This window comes from Tistrella mobilis KA081020-065 (assembly GCF_000264455.2).
Lineage (GTDB): Bacteria > Pseudomonadota > Alphaproteobacteria > Tistrellales > Tistrellaceae > Tistrella > Tistrella mobilis.
In genome coordinates, this window is the sequence record NC_017956.1 from 370,941 (window position 1) to 396,272 (window position 25,332).

Below are 25,332 nucleotides of genomic sequence, written 5' to 3' on the forward strand. Positions count from 1 at the left end.
TCCGCCGTCAGTCCATGGGCGGTGTTCTCGGCCTCGCCATGGTGGACGGGCGGCTCTTCTAACGCAAACGCCCGCGGCATCGCTGATGCTGCGGGCGTCCGGCGGGTCGTCGCAGGCGGGCTGTTCTCAGACCAGCCGGCCGTGGCAGTGCTTGAACTTCTTGCCGGAGCCGCAGGGGCAGTTGCTGTTGCGGGGCGTGCGCTCCCAGCCGGCGGGCAGGGCCTCCGGCGGGGCGTCCTCGCCCGGGGCATCGGTCACGGCGGCGGGGCCCGGCAGACTCTCGGCGGTCGGCTGCATCGGCCGCTCGGCTTCCTGCGGCTGGGGGGTGCCGGCCATGCGGATCTCCAGATGCGACAGCACCTGGGTCACGGTCTCGCGCATGCGATCGAGCATCGCCTCGAACAGCGAGAAGGCCTCGCGCTTGTACTCGTTCAGCGGATCCTTCTGCGCATAGGCGCGCAGCACGATGCCCTGGCGGAGATAGTCCAGCTGGAGCAGATGCTCCTTCCAATGGTGGTCGATGATCTGGAGCAGCAGGCTCTTCTCGACCCGGTGCATGGTCTCGGCGCCATAGGCTTCGATCTTCTGCGCCATCACCGCATCCGATGCCTCGGTGATCCGCTCGCGCAGGATGTCGGGATCGATGCCTTCCTCGGCTGCCCAGTCCTTGATCGGCAGGTCGACCGCCAGCACCTTGCGGCAGCGTTCGGCCAGCTCGTCCGCCTTCCACTGCTCGGGATAGGATTTCTCGGGCGCGTATTCCGAGACGATCTCGCCGATGACCTCGTGCCGCATCGACAGCACGGTGTCGTCGACGCGCTCGGCATTCATCATCTCGCGGCGCTGCTCGTAGACGACCTTGCGCTGGTCGTTCATCACGTCGTCATAGCGCAGCAGGTTCTTGCGGATGTCGAAATTGCGGGCTTCGACCTTCTGCTGGGCCTTTTCGAGCGCCTTGTTGATCCATGGATGGGTGATCGCCTCACCCTCTTCCAGACCCAGGCGCTTCAGCATGCCGTCGATGCGCTCCGAGCCGAAGATGCGCATCAGGTCGTCTTCGAGCGAGACGAAGAACTTCGAGGCACCTGGATCGCCCTGACGGCCCGAGCGGCCGCGGAGCTGGTTGTCGATGCGCCGGCTTTCATGGCGCTCCGAGCCGATGACATAGAGGCCGCCGGCCGCCATCACCTTCGCCTTGGCCTCTTCGAGCTGGGCTGTGATCTCGGCGGTGCGGCGGGCACGCTCGGCCTCGTCGGTGACGTCGGCCAGTTCGACCTCCACCCGCATTTCGAGATTGCCGCCGAGCTGGATGTCGGTGCCGCGGCCGGCCATGTTGGTCGCGATGGTCACGGCACCCGGCCGGCCGGCCTGGGCGACGATCTGGGCTTCCTGCTCGTGATAGCGGGCATTCAGCACCTGGTGGGGCACGCCCGCCTCGGTGAACAGCCGCGAGATCAGCTCGGACTTCTCGATCGACACCGTACCGATCAGCACCGGCTGGCCCTTGGCCGAGGCCTGCTTCACCTCGGTGACGATCGCCTGGATCTTCTCGCGCTCGGTCCGGTAGACCTCGTCGTCGGCGTCTTTGCGCTGCACCGGCCGGTTGGTCGGGATGGCGACGACTTCGAGCTTGTAGATCTCGCCGAACTCGCCCGCTTCGGTCAGCGCCGTGCCGGTCATGCCCGACAGCTTCGGGTAGAGGCGGAAATAGTTCTGGAAGGTGATCGAGGCGAGCGTCTGGTTCTCGTTCTGGATCGTCACCCGCTCTTTCGCCTCGAGGGCCTGATGCAGCCCTTCGGAATAGCGGCGTCCGTCCATCATGCGGCCGGTGAACTCGTCGATGATGATGACCTTGTCATCCTTGACGATGTAGTCCACGTCGCGGGTGAACAGCTTGTGGGCGCGCAGCGCCTGGTTCACGTGATGGACGATGGCGACGTTCTCGACGTCATAGAGCCCGCCCTGGATCAGCCCGGCCTCGCGCAGCCCGTTTTCGATCCGCTCCTGGCCGGCCTCGGTCAGGATCACCGTGCGCTGCTTCTCGTCCTTCTCGAAATCTTCTTCGCCCAGGCCGGGGATGAAGGTGTCGACCAGGCGGTACAGGTCGGAATTGTCCTCGGTGGGGCCCGAGATGATCAGCGGCGTGCGCGCTTCGTCGATCAGGATGCTGTCGACCTCGTCGACGACTGCGAAGTTGAACGGCCGCTGGACCATCTGCTCCAGACCGTACTTCATGTTGTCGCGCAGATAGTCGAAGCCGAACTCGTTATTGGTGCCGTAGGTGATGTCCGCGGCATAGGCGAGGCGGCGGGAATGATCGTCCATGCCGGGCAGGATCACGCCGACCGTCAGGCCGAGGAAACGATGGACCTGACCCATCCAGTGCGAGTCGCGCCGGGCCAGATAGTCGTTCACCGTCACGACATGCACGCCCTTGCCTTCGATCGCATTCAGATAGGCGGCGAGCGTCGAGACCAGAGTCTTGCCTTCGCCGGTCTTCATCTCGGCGATCTTGCCCTGGTGCAGAACCATGCCGCCGATCAGCTGGACATCGAAATGCCGCTGGCCCAGAACCCGCCGCGCGGCCTCGCGCACGGTTGCGAAAGCGTCCACCAGAATGGAGTCGAGCGTCTCACCCTTGGCGAGACGCTCGCGGAACTGATCGGTGCGCGCGCGCAGCGCCTCATCGTCGAGGGTCTGAACCTCGGGCTCCTTGGCGTTGATGGCCTGCACCGCCCGCTGGAGCGACTTCACCGTCCGATCGTTGGCGGTTCCGAAAACCCGCCGGGCAAGAGCGCCGAACATGTAATCCCCTGACCTGCTCCACGAAACACGCGAAACCGTCCGGACCGGAGCATCGGGGAGCGGACGGCGACGTCATCATGCGCGCGACAGACCATGGATGCGAGCGGAACCCGCCTCCATGGACGTTCCTCAAATAAGGGGTCGTGGGTGCCCTGTCAATCACGCGGGGGCCGTGGCCGGTGGTTCGCCGCCGATGGCGTCGCACGCTTGCAAGGTCATGGGTTTTCGGCACTTGTGATCAGCGTGGGCCTGTGCATCATGAGCGTCCTGATCTGCTGGCGGCGAAGTCGTCGGCAGGCGTCCTGACGGGCCGGCGACCTCTGCCCGATCCCCGCGCCCCGACCGACCCTTAGGGAGACTGTCCGCATGCTCATCCGCAGCGCGCGCCGGCCGATCACCGCCGCCCTCGCCGCCCTGCTTCTCGCCTCGGTCACCCATGTCTCGGCGCTGCGCGCCGAAGAGGCGAAGCCCGCAGCCGACGACCCGGTGGTTGCCCTCGTCGACGGGGCCGAGATCCATCGCTCGGACGTGGTCGCGGCGTACGAAACCCTGCCGCCGCCCTATCGTTCGCTGCCCTTCGCGCAGCTTTACGATACGCTGCTCGACAATGTGATCAGCAGCCGGCTGATGGTGGAAGCCGCCCGCAAGCAGGGGCTGGAAGAGGATGCGGAGATCAAGACCCGTATCCAGCGTGCCGCCGATCGGGTGCTGACCGAATCCTATCTGACGAAGCTGATCGATGACGCGGTCACCGAGGATGCGCTGAAGGCCGAGTATGAGGCTTTCAAGAAGGACTTCCAGCCCGAGGACGAGGTCCACGCCCGCCATATCCTGGTGGCGACCGAAGACGAGGCCAAGGCGATCAAGGCCGAGCTCGACAAGGGTGCGGATTTCGCCAAGCTGGCGTCCGAGAAGTCGACGGATCCTGGTGCCGCCAATGGTGGCGATCTGGGTTTCTTCACCGCCGACCGGATGGTGAAGCCCTTCGCCGATGCGGCCTTCGCGATGAAGCCCGGCCAGATTTCGGATCCGGTCCAGACCCAGTTCGGCTGGCACGTGATCAAGCTGGAAGAGCGCCGCAAGCAGCCGGTTCCCGCCTTCGACGAGAAGAAGCAGGAGCTGGAGATGGAGCTGCAGCGCAAGACCGTCGATCAGACGCTCGAGGCGCTGCGCAAGGATGCGAAGATCGAGCGCGTCGAGGAAGCGGCCCCCGCGGCTGCCGCCCCGGCCGCCGGAGCACCTGCATCCGAAGCGCCCGCCGCCCAGACCCCGGCCGCGAAGCCCCAGGGCTGACGCGCGCCATCTTCAGTCTGCCGATCCACACGGCGGGGGATGACATCATCCTCCGCCGTCATACCGTCCGGAGAGATTGCCCATGAGCGCCAAGACGTCGCCGCTGGCCCCTGCCGCCTTCCCCGATCTGCCCCAGGTTGCGGGGGTCCGTCTCGCCACCGGCATGACCGGTCTGCGCTACAAGGGTCGCGACGATCTGCTCTGGGCGGAGTTCGCCCCCGGCACGGTCGTGGCCGGGTGCTTCACCACGTCGGCGACCCGTGCAGCACCGGTGCGCTGGTGCGAGACGGCGCTGGCCGGCGGCCGTGCGCGGGCGCTGGTGGTGAATGCCGGCAATGCCAATGCCTTCACCGGCCCGACCGGCGCCCGCGCGGTTGCAGCCGAGGTCGATGGTGCCGCAGCCGTCCTGGGTTGTGCCCGCGAGGAGGTCTTCGTGGCCTCGACCGGTGTGATCGGCGTGCCGCTCGATCCGAAGCCGATCGTCGACATGATGGCCGATCTGTCGGGCCGGGCCAGCGATGCGGCCGATGCCTGGGCGCCGGCCGCGAAGTCGATCATGACCACCGACACCTTCCCGAAGGGGGCCTCTGCCACCGTCACCATCGGCGGCCGCAGTGTGAGCGTGGTCGGCTTCGCCAAGGGCTCGGGCATGATCGCTCCCAACATGGCGACCATGCTGGGCTTCGTCTTCACCGATGCGGCGATCGGCGCGACGCTGGCGCAGCGCCTGCTCGCCCGCGGCGTCGATCGGTCGTTCAACGCCATCACGGTCGATGGCGACACCTCGACCAATGACTGCGTGATGCTGTTCGCGACCGGTGCTGCGGGCAACCCCGCGCTGGCCGAAGAGGATGCCGATGGTGCGGCCTTCGCCGAGGCGCTGGAAGCCGTGCTGTCGGATCTGGCCCGTCAGGTGGTGCGCGACGGCGAGGGGGCGACCAAGTTCGTCACGCTCAGGATCACCGGCGCCGAGGATGACGGCGCCGCCCGCCGCATCGGCCTGACCGTCGCCAACTCGCCCCTGGTCAAGACCGCCATTGCCGGTTCCGACGCCAATTGGGGCCGCATCGTGGCGGCGCTCGGCCGGTCGGGTGAACGGGTGGCCGAGGACCGGCTGCGCATTCATATCGGCGGCGTGCTGGTCGCCGAGAACGGCGCGGTTCATCCCGATTATGACGAGAAGGCCTATGTCGCCGGCTATATGAAGGGGCAGGAGATCGACATCGCGGTCGATGTCGGTGTGGGCGAGGGCGTGGCCACGGTCTGGACCTGCGATCTGACCCACGGCTATATCGACATCAACGCCGACTATCGGAGCTGAGCGGTATGGCGGCGACCGACACGGCCGGTGACGAGGATCTTTATGGCTGTGCCGCGGCACCGGCCTTGCCGGCCGGTCCGGCGAAGCTGCTCCTGGTTGTGGCGGTCGCACTTCTCGACGTCGACAACCGGGTGCTGATCGCCAAACGCCCCGAGGGCAAGGCGATGGCCGGGCTTTGGGAGTTTCCCGGCGGCAAGGTGGCCCCGGGCGAGCGGCCCGAGGCGGCGCTGGTGCGCGAGCTGCACGAGGAACTGGGCATCGATACCAGCACCTCGTGTCTGGCGCCGGCCACTTTCGCGAGCCACGCCTATCCGGATTTCCACCTGCTGATGCCGGTCTATGTCTGCCGGCAATGGCGCGGCACGCCCACCCCGCGCGAAGGCCAGGAACTCGCCTGGGTCAGGATCTCGAAGCTGCGCGACTATCCGATGCCGCCGGCCGATCTGCCGCTGATCGCGATGCTCCGCGACATGATCGGCGGCTGACGCCTCAGCCCGCGTCGCCTTCGGCTCCAGGCACCTCGGCTCTCAGCCGTGCCAGCATGTCGCTCATTGCCGTATCGGCAGTGCCGCGGCGGCGCGGCTGCGGCTGGCCGGTCGCCTTCTTCCAGCCGGCGAGGTGGATCAGATCCAACGTCGCCGGCACCCGCCCGTCGGGGCGGGCGAAGCGCTCCACATAGATTTCCATCGCCCGCATCAGGGTCGCCCGCTTCAGCGGCGCGCGACGGCGGTCATGGAGCACATTGGTGGCACCGATCATCCGCAGCTCGGTCAGAAGCTTCAGCGGATGAGCATAGGTCAGCGTGATGGTGTCGACATCGACCACCGGCAGCTGAAAGCCCGCCCGCTGCATCAGCCCGGCCGCATCGCGCAATTCTGCAAAGGGCGAGACCCGGGGCGACAGCCCGCCGTCGATCTCGATCTCGGCCGCGGTCAGCGCTTCGCGCAGCTCCTTGAGGCTGGAGCCGCCGGCGATCGCGCCCAGAAACAGCCCGTCGGGCTTCAGCGCCCGTTCGATCTGGATGAGCGCGCCCGGCAGATCATTGGTCCAGTGCAGCGAGAACAGGCCCAGAACCAGATCCATCGAGCCGTCGGCAATCGGCAGCAGTTCTTCATCCGCCACCACCACGGGGCCCGCATCGGCGGCGGCCATGGCCGGAGAGAGGTCCAGCCCGATCAGGGTTTCGATGCCCCGCCGGCCCTGAAAGATGTCGCGGCTGGCACCATCGCGGGAGCCGATCATCAGCGCCCGCGGGAAATCCCGCAGCACATCGTCCAGCCGTTCGGCCAGACGCTCGGCGACTTCACGGATCAGGAAGCCGTGATCGCCGCCGGCGCGGGCGGCGCGATCGCGCCGGCGGCGCAGGAGCGCACGGTCGAACAGGCGGATGGGATCGGTCATGGCCGCTATATGGCACGGCCGGCCGCCTGCGGCAACAGCCCGTACCGGATGAGACTTGCGCGCGCATGTTCATGGCCATTATGATCGCGTGGCGACAAGTTGCCAGGGGGAGGTGACGCCGTGGTCGAGGATACGGTCGATGGCGGCATGCGGCCGGCTGCGGCTCTGGGCCGTCGGATGGCCGGTCTGCTGGCCGGTGTCGGGCGGGTGTTGCTGGATGCGGCCCTGCCGCCGCTCTGCGGGTTGTGCCGTGCACCGGTGGACCGCCCGGGGTTGTGCGGTGCCTGCTGGTCGGGGCTGGTCTTCGTCACCGGCCCGGTCTGTGACCGCTGCGGCGTGCCGCTGCCATCGGATCCGGGCGGCCCGGCCGTCTGCGGCGGCTGTGCGGCGAAGCCCCCGGCCTTTGCCATGGCCCGGGCGCCGCTGATCTACGAGGGAACCTCGAAACGTCTGGTGCTGGCGCTGAAGCACGGCGATGCCGGGCATCTGGCGCCGATGCTGGGCCGGCTGATGGCGCCGGTGGCGCGGGGGCTGGGCCCCGTCGATCTGGTGGTGCCGGTGCCGCTGCACTGGCGTCGACGGCTGAAGCGTCGCGACAATCAGTCCGCTGTGCTGGCGCGGGCGCTGGCCGGGGAGCTGGGGGTTGCGCACGAGCCCAGGCTGCTGCGCCGGGCCCGGTTCACGGCATCCCAGGGCAACAAGGGGCGCGAGGCACGGGCTCGCAATGTCGCCGGTGCCATGCGGGTACCGGCCGGGACAGCCTTGCGGTCGCGGCTGGCGGGGGCCCGGGTACTGCTGGTCGATGACGTGCTGACCACCGGCGCCACGGCGGAAGCCTGCAGCCGTGCCCTGATCCGTGCCGGGGCTGCCGCCGTGGTGGTCATCGCGGCGGCCCGGGTGCCGGCCCCCGGCGACGGGATCCGACACATGGTGGATCCTGCAACGCTGCCGGCCGAGGGAGAGGCATCCGAGAGGCTTTGAGACGGCGCGATCCTCCCTATATCATTGGAACGTTTCCAATGGTCGCGGGTGCCGTTGCGCCCGGGGCCTCCCGTCCACCAGCCGAAGGGATCCGAGGTTCATCGTGGCCGAGGTCATCATCTATTCGACGCCGATCTGCCCCTATTGCGCACGCGCCAAGGCGCTGCTGGAGCGGAAGGGCGTGAGCTACACCGATATCGACGTCTATGGCGACCGGTCGCTCCGTGCGGAAATGACCGAGAAGGCCGGCGGGCGTACCAGCGTGCCGCAGATCTTCATCGACGGCGCCCATGTCGGCGGCTGTGACGATCTTTATGCGCTGGAGCGTGCCGGCAAACTGGATCCGATGCTGGGGGCGGCGTGATCACCCGCGTCGCCTGCATCCAGACCACCGCAACGCCCGATATGGCGGCGGGGCTCGACCGGATCGCCGGTTTCGTCGCTGATGCGGCGGGGCAGGGCGCCCGGCTGGTGATGCTGCCCGAGATGTCGGCAATGCTGGCCCCCGGCCCCGAGCAACGCACGGCTGCCCTGGCGGAAGCGGAGCATCCGGCGGTGGCGGCCTTTGCGCGCATGGCGCGGGAGGCGGGGATCTGGCTGCATTGCGGATCGATCGCGGTCGGCGCACCGGCCGCAGGCGATGAGCGGCTCGCCAACCGGACGCTGGTCTTCGACCAGAACGGGGTGATCGTTGCCCGTTATGACAAGATCCACCTCTTCGATGTCGGCGATCTGGCCGACGGCCAGAGCTATCGCGAAAGCGACCGCTACCGTCCGGGCGATCAGGCCAGGGTGATCGACACCCCCGCCGGCCGGATGGGGCTCAGCATCTGCTACGACCTGCGCTTTCCCCATCTCTATCAGGCGCTGGCCGATGCCGGGGCAAGCGTGCTCGCCATTCCTGCCGCCTTCACCGTGCCGACCGGCCGGGCCCATTGGCATGCGCTGATGCGGGCACGGGCGATCGAGACCGGCTGCTGGGTGATGGCCCCTGCCCAGGCCGGCGAGCATTATCCCGGCCGTCGCACCTATGGCCACAGCCTGATCGTCTCGCCCTGGGGCGAGGTGGTGGCAGAGGCCGATGGGGAGAGCGAAGGCGTGATCCTGGCCGATCTGGACACCGATGCGGTGACGGCGGCGCGGAGCAAAGTGCCCTCGCTTGCCAACCGGCGCAGCTTCACCGGCCCCTGACCCGGGGCCGGCGTCAGCGGGTGGTCAGGCGGCGAGCATCGCCGCCAGCACTGGCGCCATCAGCACGTTGAACAACCCTGCCAGCACCATCACCAGACCCGCGATCGAGCCTTCCTCGGTGCCGATCTGATGCGCCTTGGCGACACCTGCGCCATGGGCGCCCATGCCGAACAGCGCGCCGCGGGCGAGGCTGGAGCGGAGCGGCAGCCAGGTGAGCATGATCTCGCCGATGGCGGCACCACAGACGCCGGTCAGGATCACGAAGACTGCCGTCAGATCGGGCAGGCCGCCGATATCGTCGGACACCGCCATGGCGAAGGGCATGGTCACCGAGCGCGGCATCAGGCTGCGCGCCAGCTGGTCCGACAGGCCCAGCAGATGGGCCATGCCCCAGGCGCTGGCCATGGCGATCCCACTGCCGATGACCACGCCCAGCGTCAGGATCGGCCAGTAGCGGCGGATCATCGCCCGCCGTTCCCAGATCGGCAGGGCGAAGGCCACGGTGGCAGGGCCGACCATGATCGTCAGCCAGTGGCTGCCGCGGTTGTAGTCGCCATATCCCGCCTGCATGATGGTGGCGAGCAGGATCAGCAGGGCGGGGGTGACCAGCAGTGGCGAACTCCACCAGCGCGGCCGGATGCGGTTCAGGGCGCGGGCGCCGATATAGAAGGCGATGGTGGCGGCCGGCCAGAAGAGCAGGGTCGCCGGATCCTCAGGCAGGGTCATGGCGCGTCCTCAGGCGGAAGAAGAGTTCGACGGTCAGCGCCGTCGACACCATCACCATCAGCGTGCCGGTCATGATCACGGCCAGCAGCTTCAGGCCCAGCGTGCCCAGGAACTCGTGATGGTCGAGCACGGCCATCACCGCGGGCACGAAGAACAGCAGCATCTCGGCCAGCAGCCATTTCGCGCCCCGGCCCAGGCTGTCGGGCCGGATGCAATGGGTGGCGAGCAGGACCAGCACCGCGGCCATGCCCAGGATGCCGCCCGGCACCGGCAGCGCCAGTTGGCGCACCGCAGTCTCGCCCACGGCCCAGAAACCGGCCAGCAGCGTGATCTGCACCAGGCGGTTGCGGTGGAGCGTGTGACGGATGGCGGCGGCGAGACGCTGGCGGCGCATGGGACGGACCCTCCATGGGTTTACGAGGGACAGTCTATGTTGCATTGCGGCATGGCGAAAATGAATTGATTGCATCTTAAGGATGCGTATAAGGAATGCCCATGGAACTGCGCACACTCAGAGCATTCGTCGAGGTGGTCCGCCAGGGAGGGTTCTCCCAGGCGGCCAAGGTCGTGAACACCACCCAGCCGACCATCAGCAAGGCGGTCAGGCAGCTGGAGGACGATCTGGGCACGCCGCTGCTCGACCGGGTCGGCCATCGCAGCGAGCTGACCGAGGCCGGGCGGATCGTCTATCGCCGGGCGCTGTCGATGCTGGCCGAACGCGACGACATGATCGCCGAACTGGATGAACTCCGCGGGCTGAAGCGCGGCACGCTCCGTCTGGGCCTGCCGCCGCTCGGCTCCGCCACGCTGTTCGCGCCGCTCTTCGCAATCTTCCGCAGCCGTTATCCGGGCATCGATATCGGGCTTGTGGAGCATGGCAGCAAGCGGCTGGAAGAGGTGCTGCTGGCGGGTGAGGTCGACATGGCGGCGTCCCTGCTGCCGGTCTCGGAAGAATTCGACTGGCAGGCCATCCGCGCCGAACCCCTGACGGCGTTGCTGGCCCTCGACCATCCGCTGGCGGATGCGCCGAAGATTGATCTGCCGATGCTGGCCGAGCACCCGCTGATCCTCTTCGAAAGCGGCTTCGCGCTGAACAAGATCATCCTGGATGGCTGCCGTCGCCACGGCTTCCGCCCCAATATCGCCGCGCGCAGCGGCCAGATCGATTTCATCGTCGAACTGGCGGCGGCCGGCCTCGGCATCGCCTTCCTGCCGCGGATGATCGCCGAGCAGCGCCGTCATGCGGCGGTGCGTCTGGTGCCGCTCGACGATCCGGAAGCGCAGTGGCACATGGCCCTGATCTGGCGCCGTGGCGGCTATCTCTCCCATGCGGCGCGGGCCTGGCTGGCACTGACCCGCGAGGTTCACGGTCACGGCTGACCACATGCCGACCGGGCATGGGTCGTATTCGAACAATTCATTTTAAACCGAACTTGCTGCGGCGCACTGTGAACGGCCCGGGTGCAGGCGACAAGCCGCCCCAGACCCACAGGAAGACCAAAGCCTATGGCCCGCCGCCTGTCCCTGCCGCTGCCCCTGATCGCGCTGGCGATCGCGTCCTTCGGCATCGGCACCACCGAATTCGTCATTATGGGCCTGCTGCCCGATGTCGCCCGTGATCTTGGGGTCGACATTCCGGCTGCCGGGCTGCTGGTGACCGGCTATGCCCTGGGCGTGACCTTCGGGGCGCCGGTGCTGGCGATCTCGACCGCGCGGCTGGAGCGACGCACGGCGCTGCTGCTGCTGATCGGTATCTTCATCCTGGGCAATCTGCTCTGCGCCATCGCGCCCGATTATGCGCTGCTGATGGCGGCGCGGGTGGTGACGGCCTTCTGCCATGGCGCCTTCTTCGGTCTCGGCGCCGTGGTCGCGGCCCAGGTGGTGGCACCCGAGAAGCGGGCCCAGGCGATCGCGATCATGTTCTCGGGCCTGACCCTCGCCAATGTCCTGGGCGTGCCTTTCGGTACGGCGCTGGGCCAGGCGCTGGGGTGGCGGGCGACCTTCTGGGCGGTGGTGGTGATCGGCGTCGTCGCGGCCGCCGGCCTCTGGGCCTGGCTGCCGCGGGGGCTGCGCATCGGCTCGGCCGGTTTCCTGGGAGAACTTCGCAGTCTGGGGCGCACCCAGGTGCTGCTGGCGATGGCGATCAGCGTGCTTGCCTCCGCCAGCCTGTTCAGCGTCTTCACTTATATCGTCCCCATGCTCCAGGACGTGACCGGCATCGCGCCGGGCCGGGTCACTATCGTCCTGCTGCTGCTGGGCGTGGGGCTGACGATCGGCAATCTGATCGGCGGCAGGCTGGGCGACTGGCGGCTGATGCCGGCGGTGATCGGCCTCTTCGCCGCTGTGATGGCGGTGCTCGGCACCTTCACCATCGGCGTCCATGCCGTCGTGCCGGCCGTGATCTGCGTCATTCTGTGGGGGGCGGTGGCCTTTGCGCTGGTTTCGCCGCTGCAGATGCGGGTGGTGAACGAGGCGCGCGGCGCCCCCAACCTGGCCTCCACCCTCAACCAGGGCGCCTTCAATCTGGGCAATGCCATCGGCGCCTGGGCCGGTGGCGTCGCCATCACCCATGGCCTGCCCTATGCCCAGATCCCCTGGATCGGGGTGGGTCTGGCTGCGGCCGGCATGGGGCTCGCGGCGGTGTCGCACCGCCTGGACCGTATGCCGCTCTTGCCTGAAGACCCCGCTCGTGCCATCTAAATCGCAAATACCCTGCAATCTGCGGGGCGGAGAGAGCGGGAGAGCGGATCGGCGGCATGATCGTCTTCGACCTGAGATGCAGCGCGGGCCATCGTTTCGAGGCCTGGTTCAGGGACAGCGACACCTTCACGGCCCAGGCCGCGGCGGGCGAAGTCGGCTGCCCGGTCTGCGGTGATCAGAAGGTCGAGAAGGCATTGATGGCCCCCCGGCTCAATCTGCGCTCCCACGCCCGCGACGAGGCCGCGCCGGCGCCGACGGCTGCGGCAGAGGTGCCGCCGGCACAGCCGCCCGCCCCGGCCGATCCGGCCGCCGAGCGGCTGATGGCCGTTCAGGGCGAGGTGATGAAGCGGCTGCGCGAAATCCGCCGTGAGGTGGAGGCGAATTGCGATTTCGTCGGCGACCGCTTCGCCGACGAAGCCCGCAGCATGCATCTGGGAGAGACCCCGGCCCGCCCCATCTATGGTCAGACCACCGAGGCCGAGGCGGAAAGCCTGCGCGAGGATGGCGTGCCCTTTGCCGCGATCCCGTGGCTGCCGCGCGAAGATGGCTGAGCAGACATCGCCCGCGATGCCGGGCGAACGGTCCGCCTGGTCCCTGCTTCTTGCCGCGACCGCGCCGAACCCGGGCGCCCTGCACCTGCCGGTGGCCGGCGGAGAACAGCTGGATGAGCCCTGTTCCCGTGATTTCCTTGCGCTTGCCTTTCGGCACCGGCTGCCGGGGCTGGCGATGGCGGGACTGGCGGAGCTGGATGTCCGCCTGACGCCGTCCGCCGCTGCCGATCTGCGGACGGCGGCACTCCGCGACGCGATGATGGTCACCCGGCTGACGGCGCGAATGTTCGCCCTGCTCGATGCCTTCGCCGCGGCGGGTATTCCGGCCCGGGTGCTGAAGGGGCCACCAGTCGCGGCCCTGGCTTATGCGGGCGGCGCCGGCCTTCGCCATCTGCGCGACATTGACCTGCTGGTCCCCGAACCGTGGTTCGAGCCGGCGCACCGGATCATCCTGGGGCAGGGGTTCCGGACCCTGCTGGATATAGGCCGGCTGACCGTGGCCGAACTGCCGCGCTTTGCGCACGAACTGCCCTATGTCGACGAGGCGGGCTGCATCGTCGAGCTCCATGCCGCCCGGTCCGCTCATGGCCGGGGCAGCGGGCAGGCCGACGGCTTCGACGGTGATGCCGGCAGCATGTTGCCGGTGACGGGGCGGGACGTGCCGGTCGATCCGCCGGCCGAGATCTTCGTGCATCTCTGCCGCCATGGCGCCTCGCATGCCTGGACGCTGCTGAAATGGCTGGCCGACATCTCGCATCTGATCGCGGCGGCGCCAGACGTGTTGGACTGGGATGCGATCGCTGCGCGCACCCGGCGAAGTGCATCCCAACGGCATGTGGGCCTGGCGCTGGCTCTTGCCCGCGACCTGCATGGGGTGACGCCGCCCGCCGTCCTGGCAGAGTTCATCGATACCCTGCCGCCCGGGCTGGCGCAGGGACTGGCGGCCGGTCTGTCTGATCCGGGCAAGGGTGGCCCGACGCCCATACAGATGGCCCGGCTGGAGGTCGTGCTTGCCTCTGGCCTGGGCGCCAAGGCGGCGGCCATACGGGATTTCGTCTTCGCCCCCACCATTCAGGATGCCCGCGACTGGCCCCTGCCGCGCGGGCTGCTCTGGGCGGCGCGGCCGGCGCTTTATGTCCTGCGCCGGCGCCGCGCCCCGGCCTGATTGGCTCAGGCCGGCCGTTCTTCGGCGTCAGGGATGCTGGCTTCCGGTGCGGTCGCCCGCTTCAGCCGCCGGCCCAGCACCAGCGGCAGCACCGCGACCAGGGCGGCCGCGATCCAGAGCACGATCGAGATGGTGCTCTCGAACAGGATGCCGATATCGCCGCCGCTGATGGCGAGCGCATTGCGCAGGTTGACCTCCATCACCCGGCCGAGCACGAAGCCCAGGATAATCGGCGCCATGTCGAAGCCGGTCTTGCGTAGCAGCCAGCCGGCCATGCCGATGCCCAGCATCAGCAGTACCGAGAAGGCGGAGGCGTGGGTGGAGTAGACGCCCACGATCGACAGCACCAGAATGCCTGGAACCAGCACCCAGTTCGGCACCGTCAGCACCCGGGTGAAGATCCGGACCAGCGGCAGATTCAGCGCCAGCAGCAGGATGTTGCCGATGAAGAGCGAGGCGATCAGCCCGCCGACGATTTCCGGCCGGTCGGTCATCAGCGTCGGGCCGGGCTGGATGTTGTAGAGCATCAGCGCCCCCAGCATCACCGCCGTCGTGCCGGATCCGGGCACGCCCAGGGTCAGCATGGGCACGAAGGCGCCACAGGAGGTGGCGTTGTTGGCGGCTTCCGGTGCCACCAGCCCGCGCGGGTCACCCTTGCCGAAACTGCCGTCGCGGTCCGAGATCCGCTTTTCGGTCATATAGGCGATGGCGCTGGAAACCGAGGCGCCGGTGCCCGGCAGCACGCCGACCACGAAACCGATGCCGCTGGAGCGCAGCGCCGTGCCGATGCCGCGACGGATGTCGGAAAGCCGCGCGGTCATCCGCCCCAGGCCGCGGATGATTTCGGTACCCGCCGCCTGCTTCTCCAGCAGGATCAGCGCTTCCGAGATCGAGAACAGGCCGATCACCAGCACGACGAATTCGATGCCGTCGCCGAGTTCCGGCTCGCCGAAGGTGAAACGATAGGCGCCCGAGGTGGCATCCAGCCCGATGGTCGCCAGCATCAGGCCGAGCACGCAGCCGACCAGGGTCTTCACCGGCCGGGCGCCCATCATCGAGCCCAGGGTCGAGAAGGCGAAGACCATCAGCACGAAATACTCCGCCGGACCGAAGCCGGTGGCGAGACCGGCCAGGACCGGCGCGAACAGGGCGAGGCCGGTCGCCCCGATGATGCCGCCGGTGAAGGAGGCGAGGCCGCTCAACATCAGCGCCTCGCCGGCACGGCCCTGGCGGGCCATCGGATAGCCGTCGAGCGCCGTCATCACCGCGCCGGCATCCCCCGGCACGTTGAGCAGGATCGAGGAGATCCGTCCGCCATACTCGGCCCCGCAATAGATCGCGGCGAGCAGGATCATGGTGCTCTCGGGCGGCAGACCCATGGTGTAGGCGATGGGCAGCAGCAGCGCGATGCCGTTGATCGGACCGATCGCCGGCAGGGCGCCGATCATGGTGCCGAGAAAGCAGCCGATCAGGCCGATCAGCAGGTTCTGGAGGCTGAGCGCGACCGAGAACCCGTCCCAGAGATAATCGAAGGACATGGGTGATGAACTCCCCCTCAGCCGAAGATGGTGCCGGTCGGCAGATAGACCTCGAGTGCGGCCACGAATACAGCCCACCAGAGGGCGGCATGCAGCACGCCGCCGAAGGCCGCCCTGACCCATCCGGCGCCGAAAACGCGGGCGACGCCGGCGGTCAGGACGAAGATCGCGACCGGAAAGCCCAGCGGCTCCATCAGCAGGACGGATGCAACCGCCAGCGTCGGGATGGCCAGGGTGCGGCCGAGCAGGGCCCCTTTCGGCAGCTCCTCGGCACCTTCGGGCCGGCGCGCGAACAGCAGGGCAAGGACGGCGAGCGCGATGGCGAGGGCGACGGGGAAGACCCGCGGCCCCAGCGGATCGGAGGCGAAGGCATAGTCGATCCGCGCGCCGATCAGGCCATAGGCGATGGCGAGGAGAAAAAGGCAGGCCGCAGCGACCCTGCCGGTGGGCAGGTGGCCGCGGCCGGAACCGGTTGAGCCGCTCATGGCCTCACATCCCGGCTTCAGCGGCGATCTGCTTGAAGCGGGCGACGTCGGCCTGAACCTTCTTCTCGAAATCCGCGCCCAGCAGGGTAAAGGGGTAGAGCCCGCGGGCGGTGCGTTCCGCTTCGAATTCGGGGGTCTTCGACAGGGCCGCGAACTGGTCCACCCACCAGCGATAGTCGTCGTCCGACACGTCGTGGCCGATATAGTAGCCGCGCCAGACCGGCCATTCGATGTCGATGCCCTGTTCGCGCGCCGTCGGTACCCCGGCCAGTTCCCCCGGCAGGCGTTCCGGTGCCATCACCGCCAGGATGCGCACCTTGCCCGCCGCATGATGGCGGGCCATCTCGGCCGCATCGCCGGCACCGATGGCCACATGGCCGCCTTCAAGCGCCGTGAGCACCGCGCCGCCGCCCTCCAGCGCCACATAGCGCATGTCCCGGGCCGGATGGCCGGCCGCCTTGGCCAGCATCACGCCCTTCATCCAGTCCTGAGAGCCAACCGCGCCGCCACCGGCGACCGGGAACTTCGTTGGATCCTTGGCATAGGCGGCGATCAGTTCGGCCAGGGTCTGATAGGGCGAGTCGGCGGCCACCACCAGCACGCCGTAATCGGCGCCGAGCGCGCCCACCCACCGCACGGCGGTCTCGTCATAGCGGCCGAACTTGCCCTGGGCCAGCAGCAGGGCCGAGCCGGAGGATGCAGCCGAGACGAGATTGGCGTCGGTGGCGCGCTTGCCGATCACATGGTTGTAGGCCACGGCACCGACGCCGCCTTCCATATAGGTCACGATCATCGGCTGCGAGATCAGCTTCGTCTGCAGCATCGCATTGGCGATCAGCCGGCAGGTGAGATCGAACCCGCCACCCGGCTTGGCGCCGGCCAGACATTCCGGCCGGTCCGGTGCGGCCATGGCCGGCGGGGCCAGGGTCGTGGCGGTGATGGCGAGGCCGAACCCGAGCCCAAGAAAGGGCAGCAGGGTGGTGATCTGGCGGCGCGGGGTGTTGCGGGGCATCTTCTGGTCTCCGATTGTCCGGATTTCTGGCAAGGAGGGCCCGTTACTCTCCACGATCGTGAAGAGATCAAGACATGCAGGGGCAAATGCAGCTCCGATAATTGCGGGGCTGCAGATGCTTTGATTGATGATTTTTGGGAAAACTAGGTCTTTGCCGCGTCGGGCAACATGATATCCTCCCCTTCATCTTCTGACGGATCCGTCTCTGCGGATTGTCCTGCATGATGGCGGGCGAAACTGTCAGGATCCTGTCTGACACCGGAGATCCTGAAACGGGTCGGCAGTTCTCGCGGGAAGGGAATGCCCATGCGCATCCTGCTGGTGGAGGATACTCACGATGTCGGCGAGGCGATCTGCCGGCGGTTCGAGGCGATCGGTCACAGTGTCGACTGGGAGACGGACGGTACGGCGGCGGCCGAGATCCTGGACTTCACCGACTACGCGCTGGTGATCCTGGATGTGATGCTGCCCGGGCTCGACGGCTTCGAGATCCTGCGGCGGCTGCGGCGGGCCGGGAACACCACACCGGTGCTGCTGCTGACCGCGCGATCCGAGGTGGAGGACCGGGTGGGCGGGCTCGACCTCGGCGCCGACGACTATCTGGTGAAGCCCTTCGACTTTCGGGAACTCGAAGCCCGGGCCCGGGTGCTGATGCGCCGCACGGCGGGCGAGGCGACCAATCTGCTCACCTGCGGTGACGTGATCATCGACCGGGCCGCCCGTCAGGTGCGGCTTGGCACCCGCGAAATCCCGCTCAAGCGCCGGGAGATGACCCTGCTTGAACTCTTTGCCGCCCGGCCCGGGCGGGTCTTCGGCAAGGACGAACTGCTCGACCAGCTGTTCGGCTTCGGCGAAGGGGCGAACCCGAACGCGATCGAGCTGTATGTCGGCCGGCTGCGCAAGAAGCTGGAGGGGGCGAAGGTGCGCATCGTCACTGTGCGGGGGGCCGGCTATCAGCTGGTGACCGATGACCAGGTCTGAGACGGGGGAGATGCGTCCCTCTCTCGCATCCAGACTGATGCTGCGCATCGGTGTTCTGGTTGCGGCCGGTGCAGTCATTCTGGTCACGGCCGCCTGGTATTATGCCCGGGCGGCGGCCGACGATGCCTATGACCGGCTGCTGGTCGGCGCCGTGCTGCAGATGACCGAGAGCCTGGCGGTGGAAGAGGGCGAGCTTACCGTCTCCCTGCCGGTTTCGGCCTTCGAATTGCTGGGGCTGGCGGGCCAGGACCGGATCTTCTATCGGGTGATCGACACCGCCGGCCGCACGCTGACCGGCTATGACGATCTGGCGGTTCCGCCGGGGGCTGTCGGGGTGATAGGCGATCAGCCGCTGGTCACCGGCGGCCACCATGGCGGGGAAGCGGTGCGGATGGCGGTGGCAGCGCGTCGCCTGACCGACCCCGCCATCAGCGGCACGGCGCGGGTGGTCGTGGCACAGACCGAACGGGCCCGCCGGGACCTCGCCCGTGAACTCACGCTCCGGGTGGTCGGGCTGGTGGTGGTGATGGCGGCGGTGGCGGTGGCCGGCACCATGCTTGCCATCCGCTATGCGCTCCGCCCCGTGCGGGGCATGGGCGAGGCGCTGGGCCGGCGCGACCCCCATGACCTGACGCCACTCTCGCCCGAGGTGCCGCGCGAACTCGCGCCCTTCGTCGGCTCGATTAACCATTTCATGGGACGGCTGGATCAGCGGGTGGGCGGGTTGCAGCGATTCATCGCCGATGCCGCCCATCAGATCCGCACCCCCTTAACGGCGCTCTCGGCCCAGCTGGACCTGCTGGAGCCTGCGGTCGCGGGAGAGGACGGGCGCCGGCATCTCGCCCGGGTGCAGGACCGGCTGCGCGAGCTGTCGCGGCTGACCAATCAGCTGCTGAGCCATGCCATGGTCATTCATCGGGCCGATGTGGTGCAGCTGAAGGCGGTCGATCTGGTCGATGTCGCCAGGCGGGCCTTCCGCTCGGCGATCCCGATCACCATCGATCACGACACGCTCGTCTCCTTCGACGCGCCCCAGGGCCCGGTGATGGTGCTGGGCGATCCGGTCAGCCTGCGCGAAGCGATCGCCAATTGCATCGACAACGCTCTGACCCATGGTGTCGTCTCGCGGCTGGAGGTGCGGGTGGTGGCCCGCGACGGCCGGGCGCTGATCGAGGTGGAGGATGACGGCCCGGGCATCCCGGCGGAGGACTGGCCGCATATGCTGCAGCGCTTCGCCACCACCCGCGCCGGCGATGGCGGTACCGGCCTCGGCTTCGCCATCGCCGCCGAGGTGATGGCGGCCCATGGCGGAGAGCTTGGTTTCCGCCGGCTTGAGGCGGGTGGATTCGTGGTGGTCGCGGCCCTGCCGCAGCTGGCGGCCAGGGGAGGGCAGGCATGATCCGCCGGATGTCCGCGATCGCCGCGCTGGCATGGGCTCTGCTGGCGGCCGCGCCGGTGGCGGCCCTTGAAGGCGAGACGGTGGTCTTCGCCGCCCCGACGGTCGAGACCGACCGGCTGGTCATCCACGCGGCGACGGATGTGGCGGCGATGGGGCCGCTGATCCGGGACTTTCAGGCCCGCAATCCCGGTGTGACGGTCGATTATATCGAATATGTCAGCAACGACCTTCAGGCGGCGGCGATCGCGGCCTGTACGGCCGGCGAACCGCTCGGCGATCTGCTGATCTCGCCCTCGGTCGACCAGTTGCTGAAGCTTGCCAATGACGGCTGCGCGCTGCCCCATCTCTCGCCCGAGACCGAGCGGGTGCCCGACTGGGCCAACTGGCGCAACGAGGTCTTCGGCTTCTCGATCGAGCCTGCGGTCTTCGTCTACAACGCCCGGCTGGTGCCGGAGGCCGAGGTGCCGCACACCCATGTCGAACTGGCAGATCTTCTACGCCGGCGGATCGATCGCTATGCCGGCCGCGTCGGTACCTACGATATCCGGGTCTCGGGCATCGGCTATCTCTTCGCCTTCAACGACGCCCGCCAGACCACGACGATTTTCGGCCGGCTCCTGGAAAGCCTGGGCCGCGCCTCGGCGGTGGTGCGCTGCTGCACGTCGGAAGTGGTGGCCGAGGTGGCGGCGGGCCGGCTGCTGATCGGCTACAACATGCTCGGCTCCTACGCCTATGCCGCGGCCCGGAGCGACCCGGCGATCCGGGTGGTGGTGCCGACGGATTACGCGCTGGTGCTGGCGCGCGGCGCGCTCATCCCCGCCCATGGGGTGCGGCCGGATCTCGCCCGGCGCTTCCTCGACTACCTGCTTTCGGCGCGCGGCCAGGAGGTGGTGCGGAACGAGGCCTTCTTCTTCTCGGAAACCGGTCCGATGCCCACGGGCGTCGCCGGTCCGCGGGCGCTGGATGAGGGGGGCATCGCCCGGCCGATCCGGATCGGCCCGGCCCTGCTTGCGGTTCAGGACGCGGCCCAGCGCCGCCGCTTCATCCGCGACTGGAGCCGGTCGATGGTCGAGATGGGGGTGCCGCCCGCGCCATGATCCCGGCTGCGACCGTGTTTTCAGCCCGGCTTGCGGGCGGCGATGAAATAGTTGATGCCGAGCGAACCGCCGACCTGCCAGCCGGCAGCCGGATCCCGGTTCAGTCCTACCGCCTCGAACGGCCTGAGCCCGGCATTGCGCAGGCCGCGGGCGAGTTCCGAGGGACGCAGGAATTTGCGCCAGTCATGGGTGCCGCGCGGCACCCAGCGCAGCACGTATTCCGCCGCCACGATCGCGCCCAGGAAGCTCTTGGGCGTGCGGTTGAGCGTCGAGGCGATCAGCACGCCGCCGGGCTTGAGCAGCCGGGCGGCGCTGGTGAGGAAGAGGTCCGGATCGGCGACATGCTCGACGATTTCGAGCGTGAGCACCACGTCGAAGGCCTCGGTCTCGCCGGCGGCGACAAGATCCTCGACCGCGGCCGCACGGTAGGTGATGTCGAGCCCGGCATCGGCGGCATGGGCGGAGGCGACGGCGATGTTGCGTGCCCCGGCATCGAGACCGGTCACCGCCGCGCCCAGCCGTGCCAGCGGTTCCGAGACCAGGCCGCCGCCGCAGCCGATATCGATGATCGCGAGCCCGTCGAGCGGGCGCATGCCGTCGACCGGCCGGCCCAGCGTCTTGCACACCGTGTCCCGGATATAGCCGATCCGGGCCGGGTTGAGCGCGTGGAGCGGCGCGAAGGGGCCGGACGGATCCCACCACTCCTCCGCCATCCGGGTGAAGGTGTCGATCTCGCGGGCGTCGACGGTTCCGGTGGCGGGGGCAGGGGTCATGACCTGAATTTTCCTCGGGCTCGGCATCGGCTGGATCACCGGTGCGCATCCTTGCACGGCCCGGCAGGGGAGAGTATGAATATGCGCCCTGCAAGCGACAAGGGCTTGACGGCGGCGGCATTCGCGGAAACGGCCCGAAAAAACGGCCCTCACACCAGAAAACGGCCCTGGTCCCTTGCCTTGCCCGGCGGGATCGGCCGACACGACGGAGCGGACCCACATGGCGCGCATCGTGATGAAGTTCGGCGGCACTTCGGTCGGCGACATCGAGCGGATCAAGAATGTCGCCAGGCGCGTCAAATCCGAGGTGGATGCCGGCAACGAGGTGGCCGTGGTGGTCTCGGCGATGGCCGGGACGACCAACCAGCTGGTCGCCTGGTGCCGTGAGGCCGATCTGGTCCACGATGCCCGCGAATACGATACCGTGGTCGCCTCGGGCGAGCAGGTGACCGTCGGCCTGCTGTCGATCGCCCTTCAGGCGATCGGCGTCCATGCCCGGTCGTGGCTGGGCTGGCAGATCCCGATCCGCACCGACGATGCCCATGGTCGTGCCCGGATCGAGGCGATCGAGGGTGGCGAGCTGATCGCCCGCATGGGCCGCGGCGAGGTGCCGGTGGTCGCCGGTTTCCAGGGCGTTTCGCCCACCGGCCGCATCACCACGCTCGGCCGTGGCGGCTCCGACACCTCGGCCGTGGCGCTGGCTGCGGCCCTCAAGGCTGACCGCTGCGACATCTACACCGATGTCGACGGCGTCTACACAACTGATCCGCGCATCGTTGCGAAGGCGCGGAAGCTTGATAAGATCACGTTCGAGGAAATGCTGGAAATGGCCTCCCTCGGAGCGAAGGTCCTGCAGACCCGCTCGGTCGAGATGGCCATGAAGCATGGTGTACGCGTACAGGTTCGCTCCACCTTCTCGGACGCGCCCGGCACCCTGGTCGTTGACGAGGACGAGATCATGGAACAGAAGCTGGTGAGCGGCATCGCGTACAGCCGCGATGAGGCCAAGATCACCCTGGTGCGTGTGCCCGACCATCCGGGCATTGCGGCACATGTCTTCGGCCCGCTTGCCAAGGCCGGTGTCAATGTCGACATGATCGTCCAGAACGTGTCGGAAGACGGCCGGGCGACCGACCTGACCTTCACGGTCGGCAAGGCCGATATGGAGCGGGCGCTGAAGGTGCTGGACGAGGCCCGGGCCGAGATCGGTTGCGAGCGCGTCGACAGCGACCCCAACGTGGCCAAGGTTTCGGCCATCGGCGTCGGCATGCGCAGCCATGCCGGCATCGCCTCGCAGATGTTCGACGCGCTGGCGCGCAAGGGCATCAACATCATGGTGATCTCGACCTCCGAGATCAAAATCAGCGTGCTGGTGGCCGAGGAGTACACCGAGCTGGCGGTGCGCGCCCTGCATGCGGAGTACGGTCTGGATGCCGCTTGATCGGCCGGCTGTGCGGCCCGGAACGACGGGCCGCCCGAGGCTTGACCATATCTGGCACCGCGGCACGTCGTCTGCGGGAGCGCATGATGCCGGCCGGGACGATGGCGCATCACGGATCTCCGTGCGCCATCCGGCCCCGGCCCGGCGGCGCGCGACCCCCAGCCGTCACCGCCTGACCCGCGCGGACGGAACATGAGCGCGCCGGCGTCGGCCATCCCGGGACCGCGCCGCCTGCTCAGGCGGCTGCGCGACGTCATGGCCGCGCCCGGGACTGCGCAGTCCCGTCTCAACCAGGTCGTGCTGGTCATTGCGGCCGACATGGTCGCCGAGGTGTGCTCGATCTACGTCCGCCGCGCCGGCGACGTGCTCGAACTCTTCGCGACCGAAGGTCTCAATCCCGAAGCCGTCCACAAGACCCGGCTGCGGGTGGGTGAGGGCCTGGTCGGCCATATCGCTGCCCAGGCGAGCGCACTCTCGCTCTCCGATGCGCAGTCGCATCCCGATTTCGCCTACCGGCCCGAGACCGGCGAAGAGATCTACCACTCCCTGATGGGCGTGCCGATCCTGCGCTCCGGCCGGGTGGTGGGCGTGCTGGTGGTGCAGAACCGCACCCGGCGCAATTATGCCGAGGAGGAGCTCGAAGCCCTCCAGACCGTCGCCATGGTCCTGGCCGAGCTGATCGGCGCCGGCGATCTGGTCAACCCGTCGGAATTCCTGGAAGCCGAGGGCAATGCCACGCTGCCGCAGCGCGCCGAAGGCGTGCGGCTGGCCGATGGCGTCGCCATGGGCATTGCGGTGCTGCATCGCCAGGCGATCGAGGTCCGCCAGTTGGTGGCCGAAGACCCCGAGGTCGAGGCCGAGCGGCTTGCCGAGGCGCTGGAGCGGCTCAGGGCGTCGGTCGACCGCATGCTGGCCCGGCCGGACATCGCCATCGGCGGCGAGCATCGCGAGGTGCTCGAGACCTATCGGATGTTCGCCCATGACCGGGGCTGGATCTCGAAAATCAACGACGCCATCCGCAACGGCCTGACGGCCGAGGCTGCGGTCAAGCGCACGCTCGACGACATGCGTGTCCGGCTGAACGCCTCGGGCGACCCCTATCTGCGCGAGCGGGTGCTGGACCTTGAAGACATCGCCGGCCGGCTGCTCGGCCTGCTGAACGGCGAGCCCGAGCCCCAGACCCGCGAGCTGCCCGACGACATGGTGGTCGTGGCCCGCGCCATGGGGCCGGCGGAGCTGCTCGACTACGACCGCACCCGCCTGCGCGGGCTCGTGCTGGAGGAAGGCTCGGCCACCGCGCATGTGGCGATCGTGGCCCGGGCGCTCGACATTCCGGTTCTGGGCCGGGTGGACGGGGCGTTGAGCCGCATCACACCCGGTGACCCGGTGATCGTCGATGCCGACAACAACCAGCTGATCATCCGGCCGGGCGAGGATGTGGTCGATGCGGTGCAGCTGACGCTGGCCGCCCGGGCGGAACGCAAGGCAGCCTTCGCCGCCCTGCGCCACATGCCGTCGATCACCCGCGACGATGTGCGGGTCAACCTGCTGATGAATGCGGGCCTGCTTGCCGATATGGGCATGCTGGCCGAAAGCGGGGCCGAGGGGATCGGTCTCTACCGCACCGAATTGTTCTTCATGGTGCGGTCGCAGATCCCCGATGTCGCGGCGCAGGCGGATCTTTATGCCCGCGTGCTCGACCAGTCCGGGGAGAAGCCGGTTTATTTCCGGACCCTGGATGTCGGCTCGGACAAGCAGCTGCCCTATTTCAACCATCGCCCGGAAGAAAACCCGGCGATGGGCTGGCGTTCGCTGCGCCTGACGCTCGACCGGCCGGCGATGCTGCGCCGCCAGGTGCGGGCGCTGCTGATGGCGAGCGCCGGCCGGCAGCTGAACATCATGTTCCCGATGGTCGCCGAGGTTGCCGAATTCGATGCCGCCCGCCGGCTGGTGCAGATGGAAGTGGCGCGGGCCCGCCGCCAGCACCAGCGCCTGCCGTCCCAGGTGCGGGTGGGGACGATGCTGGAAGTGCCGGCGCTGGCCTGGCAGTTGAAGCCTCTGCTGGAGCGGGTGGATTTCATCTCGGTCGGCTCCAACGACCTGCTGCAGTTCTTCTTCGCCTGCGACCGTGGCAATCCGGAACTGGCCGACCGCTACGACCTGCTGTCGCCCGCGGTGCTGGGCTTCCTGCGCAATCTGGTCGATGCCTGCGCCCGGGCCGATGTGGAGCTGTCGCTGTGCGGCGAAATGGCCAGCCGGCCGCTGGAGGCGATGGCGCTGATCGGTCTGGGTTTCCGCCGGATGTCGATGCCGGCCGGTGCGATCGGGCCTGTGAAGGCGATGGTCCGCAGCCTCGATCGGGGCCATCTGGCGTCCTATATGGACACGCTGCTCGATCTGCCCGACCACTCGGTCCGCGATCGGCTGATGGCCTTTGCCCACGATCACGGTATCGCGATCTGAGCCCGGTTT

Annotated in this window: 23 protein-coding genes; 15 read left to right on the top strand and 8 right to left on the bottom strand. The window is 68.4% G+C overall.

Features of this window, described 5'->3' with window-relative positions:
* Nucleotides 1-126: 126 nt before the first annotated feature.
* Nucleotides 127-2,805 carry a preprotein translocase subunit SecA gene (secA, locus tag TMO_RS01800; protein ID WP_014743872.1) on the bottom strand — a complete coding sequence of 893 codons (2,679 nt, stop codon included), beginning with the start codon at nucleotides 2,803-2,805 and terminating at the stop codon, nucleotides 127-129.
* 366 nt (nucleotides 2,806-3,171) lie between these two features.
* Between secA and TMO_RS01805 the strand changes: the two genes are divergently transcribed.
* From TMO_RS01805 to mutT, 3 genes are all read left to right on the top strand, one after another.
* Complete coding sequence (locus TMO_RS01805) at nucleotides 3,172-4,098, top strand: peptidylprolyl isomerase (RefSeq protein ID WP_014743873.1); 927 nt, start codon at nucleotides 3,172-3,174, stop codon at nucleotides 4,096-4,098.
* 82 nt (nucleotides 4,099-4,180) lie between these two features.
* Nucleotides 4,181-5,419 carry a bifunctional glutamate N-acetyltransferase/amino-acid acetyltransferase ArgJ gene (gene argJ / locus TMO_RS01810; protein ID WP_014743874.1) on the top strand — a complete coding sequence of 413 codons (1,239 nt, stop codon included), beginning with the start codon at nucleotides 4,181-4,183 and terminating at the stop codon, nucleotides 5,417-5,419.
* A 5-nt stretch (nucleotides 5,420-5,424) separates the two neighbouring features.
* Nucleotides 5,425-5,904 (top strand): 8-oxo-dGTP diphosphatase MutT, encoded by a 480-nt coding sequence (mutT, locus tag TMO_RS01815; RefSeq protein WP_014743875.1) that lies wholly within the window; start codon nucleotides 5,425-5,427, stop codon nucleotides 5,902-5,904.
* A gap of 4 nt (nucleotides 5,905-5,908) precedes the next feature.
* Here the strand turns inward: mutT and TMO_RS01820 are convergent, their stop codons facing one another.
* Nucleotides 5,909-6,820 carry a methyltransferase domain-containing protein gene (locus TMO_RS01820; protein ID WP_014743876.1) on the bottom strand — a complete coding sequence of 304 codons (912 nt, stop codon included), beginning with the start codon at nucleotides 6,818-6,820 and terminating at the stop codon, nucleotides 5,909-5,911.
* Between the two features lie 120 nt (nucleotides 6,821-6,940).
* Here TMO_RS01820 and TMO_RS01825 point away from each other — a divergent pair, with 120 nt between their 5' ends.
* The 3 genes from TMO_RS01825 (at nucleotide 6,941) to TMO_RS01835 (ending at nucleotide 8,992) form a co-directional block, all read left to right on the top strand.
* Nucleotides 6,941-7,801: a ComF family protein gene (locus TMO_RS01825; RefSeq protein WP_014743877.1), complete on the top strand. Its 861-nt coding sequence runs from the start codon at nucleotides 6,941-6,943 to the stop codon at nucleotides 7,799-7,801.
* A 103-nt stretch (nucleotides 7,802-7,904) separates the two neighbouring features.
* On the top strand, nucleotides 7,905-8,165 hold the full coding sequence (gene grxC / locus TMO_RS01830) for a glutaredoxin 3 (RefSeq protein WP_014743878.1): 261 nt from the start codon (nucleotides 7,905-7,907) through the stop codon (nucleotides 8,163-8,165).
* On the top strand, nucleotides 8,162-8,992 hold the full coding sequence (locus TMO_RS01835) for a carbon-nitrogen hydrolase family protein (protein ID WP_014743879.1): 831 nt from the start codon (nucleotides 8,162-8,164) through the stop codon (nucleotides 8,990-8,992). The genes grxC and TMO_RS01835 overlap by 4 nt, the downstream gene beginning before the upstream one ends.
* Before the next feature lie 24 nt (nucleotides 8,993-9,016).
* Here TMO_RS01835 and TMO_RS01840 read toward each other — a convergent pair whose 3' ends face one another.
* Together TMO_RS01840 and TMO_RS01845 are read right to left on the bottom strand one after the other, a co-directional pair.
* Nucleotides 9,017-9,718: an LrgB family protein gene (locus tag TMO_RS01840; protein ID WP_014743880.1), complete on the bottom strand. Its 702-nt coding sequence runs from the start codon at nucleotides 9,716-9,718 to the stop codon at nucleotides 9,017-9,019.
* A complete protein-coding gene (locus tag TMO_RS01845; protein ID WP_014743881.1) occupies nucleotides 9,705-10,112 on the bottom strand; it encodes a CidA/LrgA family protein in 408 nt (135 codons plus the stop codon). The genes TMO_RS01840 and TMO_RS01845 overlap by 14 nt, the downstream gene beginning before the upstream one ends.
* 101 nt (nucleotides 10,113-10,213) lie before the next feature.
* Between TMO_RS01845 and TMO_RS01850 the strand changes: the two genes are divergently transcribed.
* The 4 genes from TMO_RS01850 to TMO_RS01865 all read left to right on the top strand — a co-directional run bounded on the left by TMO_RS01850 (nucleotide 10,214) and on the right by TMO_RS01865 (nucleotide 14,134).
* Entirely contained in the window at nucleotides 10,214-11,098 is an 885-nt protein-coding gene (locus tag TMO_RS01850; RefSeq protein ID WP_041605314.1) for a LysR family transcriptional regulator, read from the top strand.
* 126 nt (nucleotides 11,099-11,224) lie between these two features.
* Complete coding sequence (locus TMO_RS01855) at nucleotides 11,225-12,418, top strand: MFS transporter (RefSeq protein WP_014743883.1); 1,194 nt, start codon at nucleotides 11,225-11,227, stop codon at nucleotides 12,416-12,418.
* A 56-nt stretch (nucleotides 12,419-12,474) separates the two neighbouring features.
* Nucleotides 12,475-12,969 carry a DUF1178 family protein gene (locus TMO_RS01860; protein ID WP_014743884.1) on the top strand — a complete coding sequence of 165 codons (495 nt, stop codon included), beginning with the start codon at nucleotides 12,475-12,477 and terminating at the stop codon, nucleotides 12,967-12,969.
* Entirely contained in the window at nucleotides 12,962-14,134 is a 1,173-nt protein-coding gene (locus TMO_RS01865) for a nucleotidyltransferase family protein (RefSeq protein WP_187297803.1), read from the top strand. Before TMO_RS01860 ends, TMO_RS01865 begins: the two co-directional genes overlap by 8 nt.
* A gap of 5 nt (nucleotides 14,135-14,139) precedes the next feature.
* Here the strand turns inward: TMO_RS01865 and TMO_RS01870 are convergent, their stop codons facing one another.
* Genes TMO_RS01870 through TMO_RS01880 form a run of 3 tightly spaced genes read right to left on the bottom strand, consistent with a single transcriptional unit; the run spans nucleotide 14,140 to nucleotide 17,169 of the window.
* Nucleotides 14,140-15,672, bottom strand: coding sequence for a tripartite tricarboxylate transporter permease (locus TMO_RS01870; RefSeq protein ID WP_014743886.1), 1,533 nt, complete (start codon nucleotides 15,670-15,672; stop codon nucleotides 14,140-14,142).
* Between the two features lie 17 nt (nucleotides 15,673-15,689).
* Nucleotides 15,690-16,157 (bottom strand): tripartite tricarboxylate transporter TctB family protein, encoded by a 468-nt coding sequence (locus TMO_RS01875; RefSeq protein ID WP_014743887.1) that lies wholly within the window; start codon nucleotides 16,155-16,157, stop codon nucleotides 15,690-15,692.
* Between the two features lie 4 nt (nucleotides 16,158-16,161).
* Nucleotides 16,162-17,169: a Bug family tripartite tricarboxylate transporter substrate binding protein gene (locus tag TMO_RS01880; RefSeq protein ID WP_014743888.1), complete on the bottom strand. Its 1,008-nt coding sequence runs from the start codon at nucleotides 17,167-17,169 to the stop codon at nucleotides 16,162-16,164.
* Between the two features lie 306 nt (nucleotides 17,170-17,475).
* Here TMO_RS01880 and TMO_RS01885 point away from each other — a divergent pair, with 306 nt between their 5' ends.
* The 3 genes from TMO_RS01885 to TMO_RS01895 are packed head-to-tail and all read left to right on the top strand — an operon-like array spanning nucleotide 17,476 to nucleotide 20,646.
* On the top strand, nucleotides 17,476-18,150 hold the full coding sequence (locus TMO_RS01885) for a response regulator transcription factor (RefSeq protein ID WP_014743890.1): 675 nt from the start codon (nucleotides 17,476-17,478) through the stop codon (nucleotides 18,148-18,150).
* A gap of 10 nt (nucleotides 18,151-18,160) precedes the next feature.
* The gene (locus TMO_RS01890) at nucleotides 18,161-19,549 is read left to right on the top strand and encodes a sensor histidine kinase (protein ID WP_014743891.1); all 1,389 of its coding nucleotides are present in this window, start codon (nucleotides 18,161-18,163) and stop codon (nucleotides 19,547-19,549) included.
* Nucleotides 19,546-20,646, top strand: a complete 1,101-nt coding sequence (locus tag TMO_RS01895) for an ABC transporter substrate-binding protein (protein ID WP_014743892.1) — start codon at nucleotides 19,546-19,548, stop codon at nucleotides 20,644-20,646. Before TMO_RS01890 ends, TMO_RS01895 begins: the two co-directional genes overlap by 4 nt.
* Nucleotides 20,647-20,666: 20 nt before the next feature.
* Here TMO_RS01895 and ubiG read toward each other — a convergent pair whose 3' ends face one another.
* Nucleotides 20,667-21,419 (bottom strand): bifunctional 2-polyprenyl-6-hydroxyphenol methylase/3-demethylubiquinol 3-O-methyltransferase UbiG, encoded by a 753-nt coding sequence (gene ubiG / locus TMO_RS01900; RefSeq protein WP_041604786.1) that lies wholly within the window; start codon nucleotides 21,417-21,419, stop codon nucleotides 20,667-20,669.
* Nucleotides 21,420-21,639: 220 nt separating this feature from the next.
* Between ubiG and TMO_RS01905 the strand changes: the two genes are divergently transcribed.
* Both TMO_RS01905 and ptsP read left to right on the top strand, forming a co-directional pair.
* Nucleotides 21,640-22,860, top strand: a complete 1,221-nt coding sequence (locus TMO_RS01905; RefSeq protein WP_014743894.1) for an aspartate kinase — start codon at nucleotides 21,640-21,642, stop codon at nucleotides 22,858-22,860.
* A gap of 192 nt (nucleotides 22,861-23,052) precedes the next feature.
* Nucleotides 23,053-25,323: a phosphoenolpyruvate--protein phosphotransferase gene (ptsP, locus tag TMO_RS01910; protein ID WP_014743895.1), complete on the top strand. Its 2,271-nt coding sequence runs from the start codon at nucleotides 23,053-23,055 to the stop codon at nucleotides 25,321-25,323.
* Nucleotides 25,324-25,332 lie beyond the last annotated feature (9 nt).

What these genes read in the sequence shown, in the direction of transcription:
- argJ (WP_014743874.1), top strand. Translation starts at nt 4,181, where the DNA reads ATGAGCGCCAAGACGTCGCCGCTGGCCCCTGCCGCCTTCCCCGATCTG.
- mutT (WP_014743875.1), top strand. Translation starts at nt 5,425, where the DNA reads ATGGCGGCGACCGACACGGCCGGTGACGAGGATCTTTATGGCTGTGCC.
- TMO_RS01870 (WP_014743886.1), bottom strand. Translation starts at nt 15,672, where the DNA reads ATGTCCTTCGATTATCTCTGGGACGGGTTCTCGGTCGCGCTCAGCCTC.
- TMO_RS01880 (WP_014743888.1), bottom strand. Translation starts at nt 17,169, where the DNA reads ATGCCCCGCAACACCCCGCGCCGCCAGATCACCACCCTGCTGCCCTTT.
- TMO_RS01850 (WP_041605314.1), top strand. Translation starts at nt 10,214, where the DNA reads ATGGAACTGCGCACACTCAGAGCATTCGTCGAGGTGGTCCGCCAGGGA.
- TMO_RS01840 (WP_014743880.1), bottom strand. Translation starts at nt 9,718, where the DNA reads ATGACCCTGCCTGAGGATCCGGCGACCCTGCTCTTCTGGCCGGCCGCC.
- TMO_RS01885 (WP_014743890.1), top strand. Translation starts at nt 17,476, where the DNA reads ATGCGCATCCTGCTGGTGGAGGATACTCACGATGTCGGCGAGGCGATC.
- ptsP (WP_014743895.1), top strand. Translation starts at nt 23,053, where the DNA reads ATGAGCGCGCCGGCGTCGGCCATCCCGGGACCGCGCCGCCTGCTCAGG.
- TMO_RS01875 (WP_014743887.1), bottom strand. Translation starts at nt 16,157, where the DNA reads ATGAGCGGCTCAACCGGTTCCGGCCGCGGCCACCTGCCCACCGGCAGG.
- TMO_RS01805 (WP_014743873.1), top strand. Translation starts at nt 3,172, where the DNA reads ATGCTCATCCGCAGCGCGCGCCGGCCGATCACCGCCGCCCTCGCCGCC.
- TMO_RS01865 (WP_187297803.1), top strand. Translation starts at nt 12,962, where the DNA reads ATGGCTGAGCAGACATCGCCCGCGATGCCGGGCGAACGGTCCGCCTGG.
- TMO_RS01845 (WP_014743881.1), bottom strand. Translation starts at nt 10,112, where the DNA reads ATGCGCCGCCAGCGTCTCGCCGCCGCCATCCGTCACACGCTCCACCGC.
- ubiG (WP_041604786.1), bottom strand. Translation starts at nt 21,419, where the DNA reads ATGACCCCTGCCCCCGCCACCGGAACCGTCGACGCCCGCGAGATCGAC.
- TMO_RS01860 (WP_014743884.1), top strand. Translation starts at nt 12,475, where the DNA reads ATGATCGTCTTCGACCTGAGATGCAGCGCGGGCCATCGTTTCGAGGCC.
- TMO_RS01905 (WP_014743894.1), top strand. Translation starts at nt 21,640, where the DNA reads ATGGCGCGCATCGTGATGAAGTTCGGCGGCACTTCGGTCGGCGACATC.
- secA (WP_014743872.1), bottom strand. Translation starts at nt 2,805, where the DNA reads ATGTTCGGCGCTCTTGCCCGGCGGGTTTTCGGAACCGCCAACGATCGG.
- TMO_RS01820 (WP_014743876.1), bottom strand. Translation starts at nt 6,820, where the DNA reads ATGACCGATCCCATCCGCCTGTTCGACCGTGCGCTCCTGCGCCGCCGG.
- TMO_RS01890 (WP_014743891.1), top strand. Translation starts at nt 18,161, where the DNA reads ATGCGTCCCTCTCTCGCATCCAGACTGATGCTGCGCATCGGTGTTCTG.
- TMO_RS01895 (WP_014743892.1), top strand. Translation starts at nt 19,546, where the DNA reads ATGATCCGCCGGATGTCCGCGATCGCCGCGCTGGCATGGGCTCTGCTG.
- TMO_RS01855 (WP_014743883.1), top strand. Translation starts at nt 11,225, where the DNA reads ATGGCCCGCCGCCTGTCCCTGCCGCTGCCCCTGATCGCGCTGGCGATC.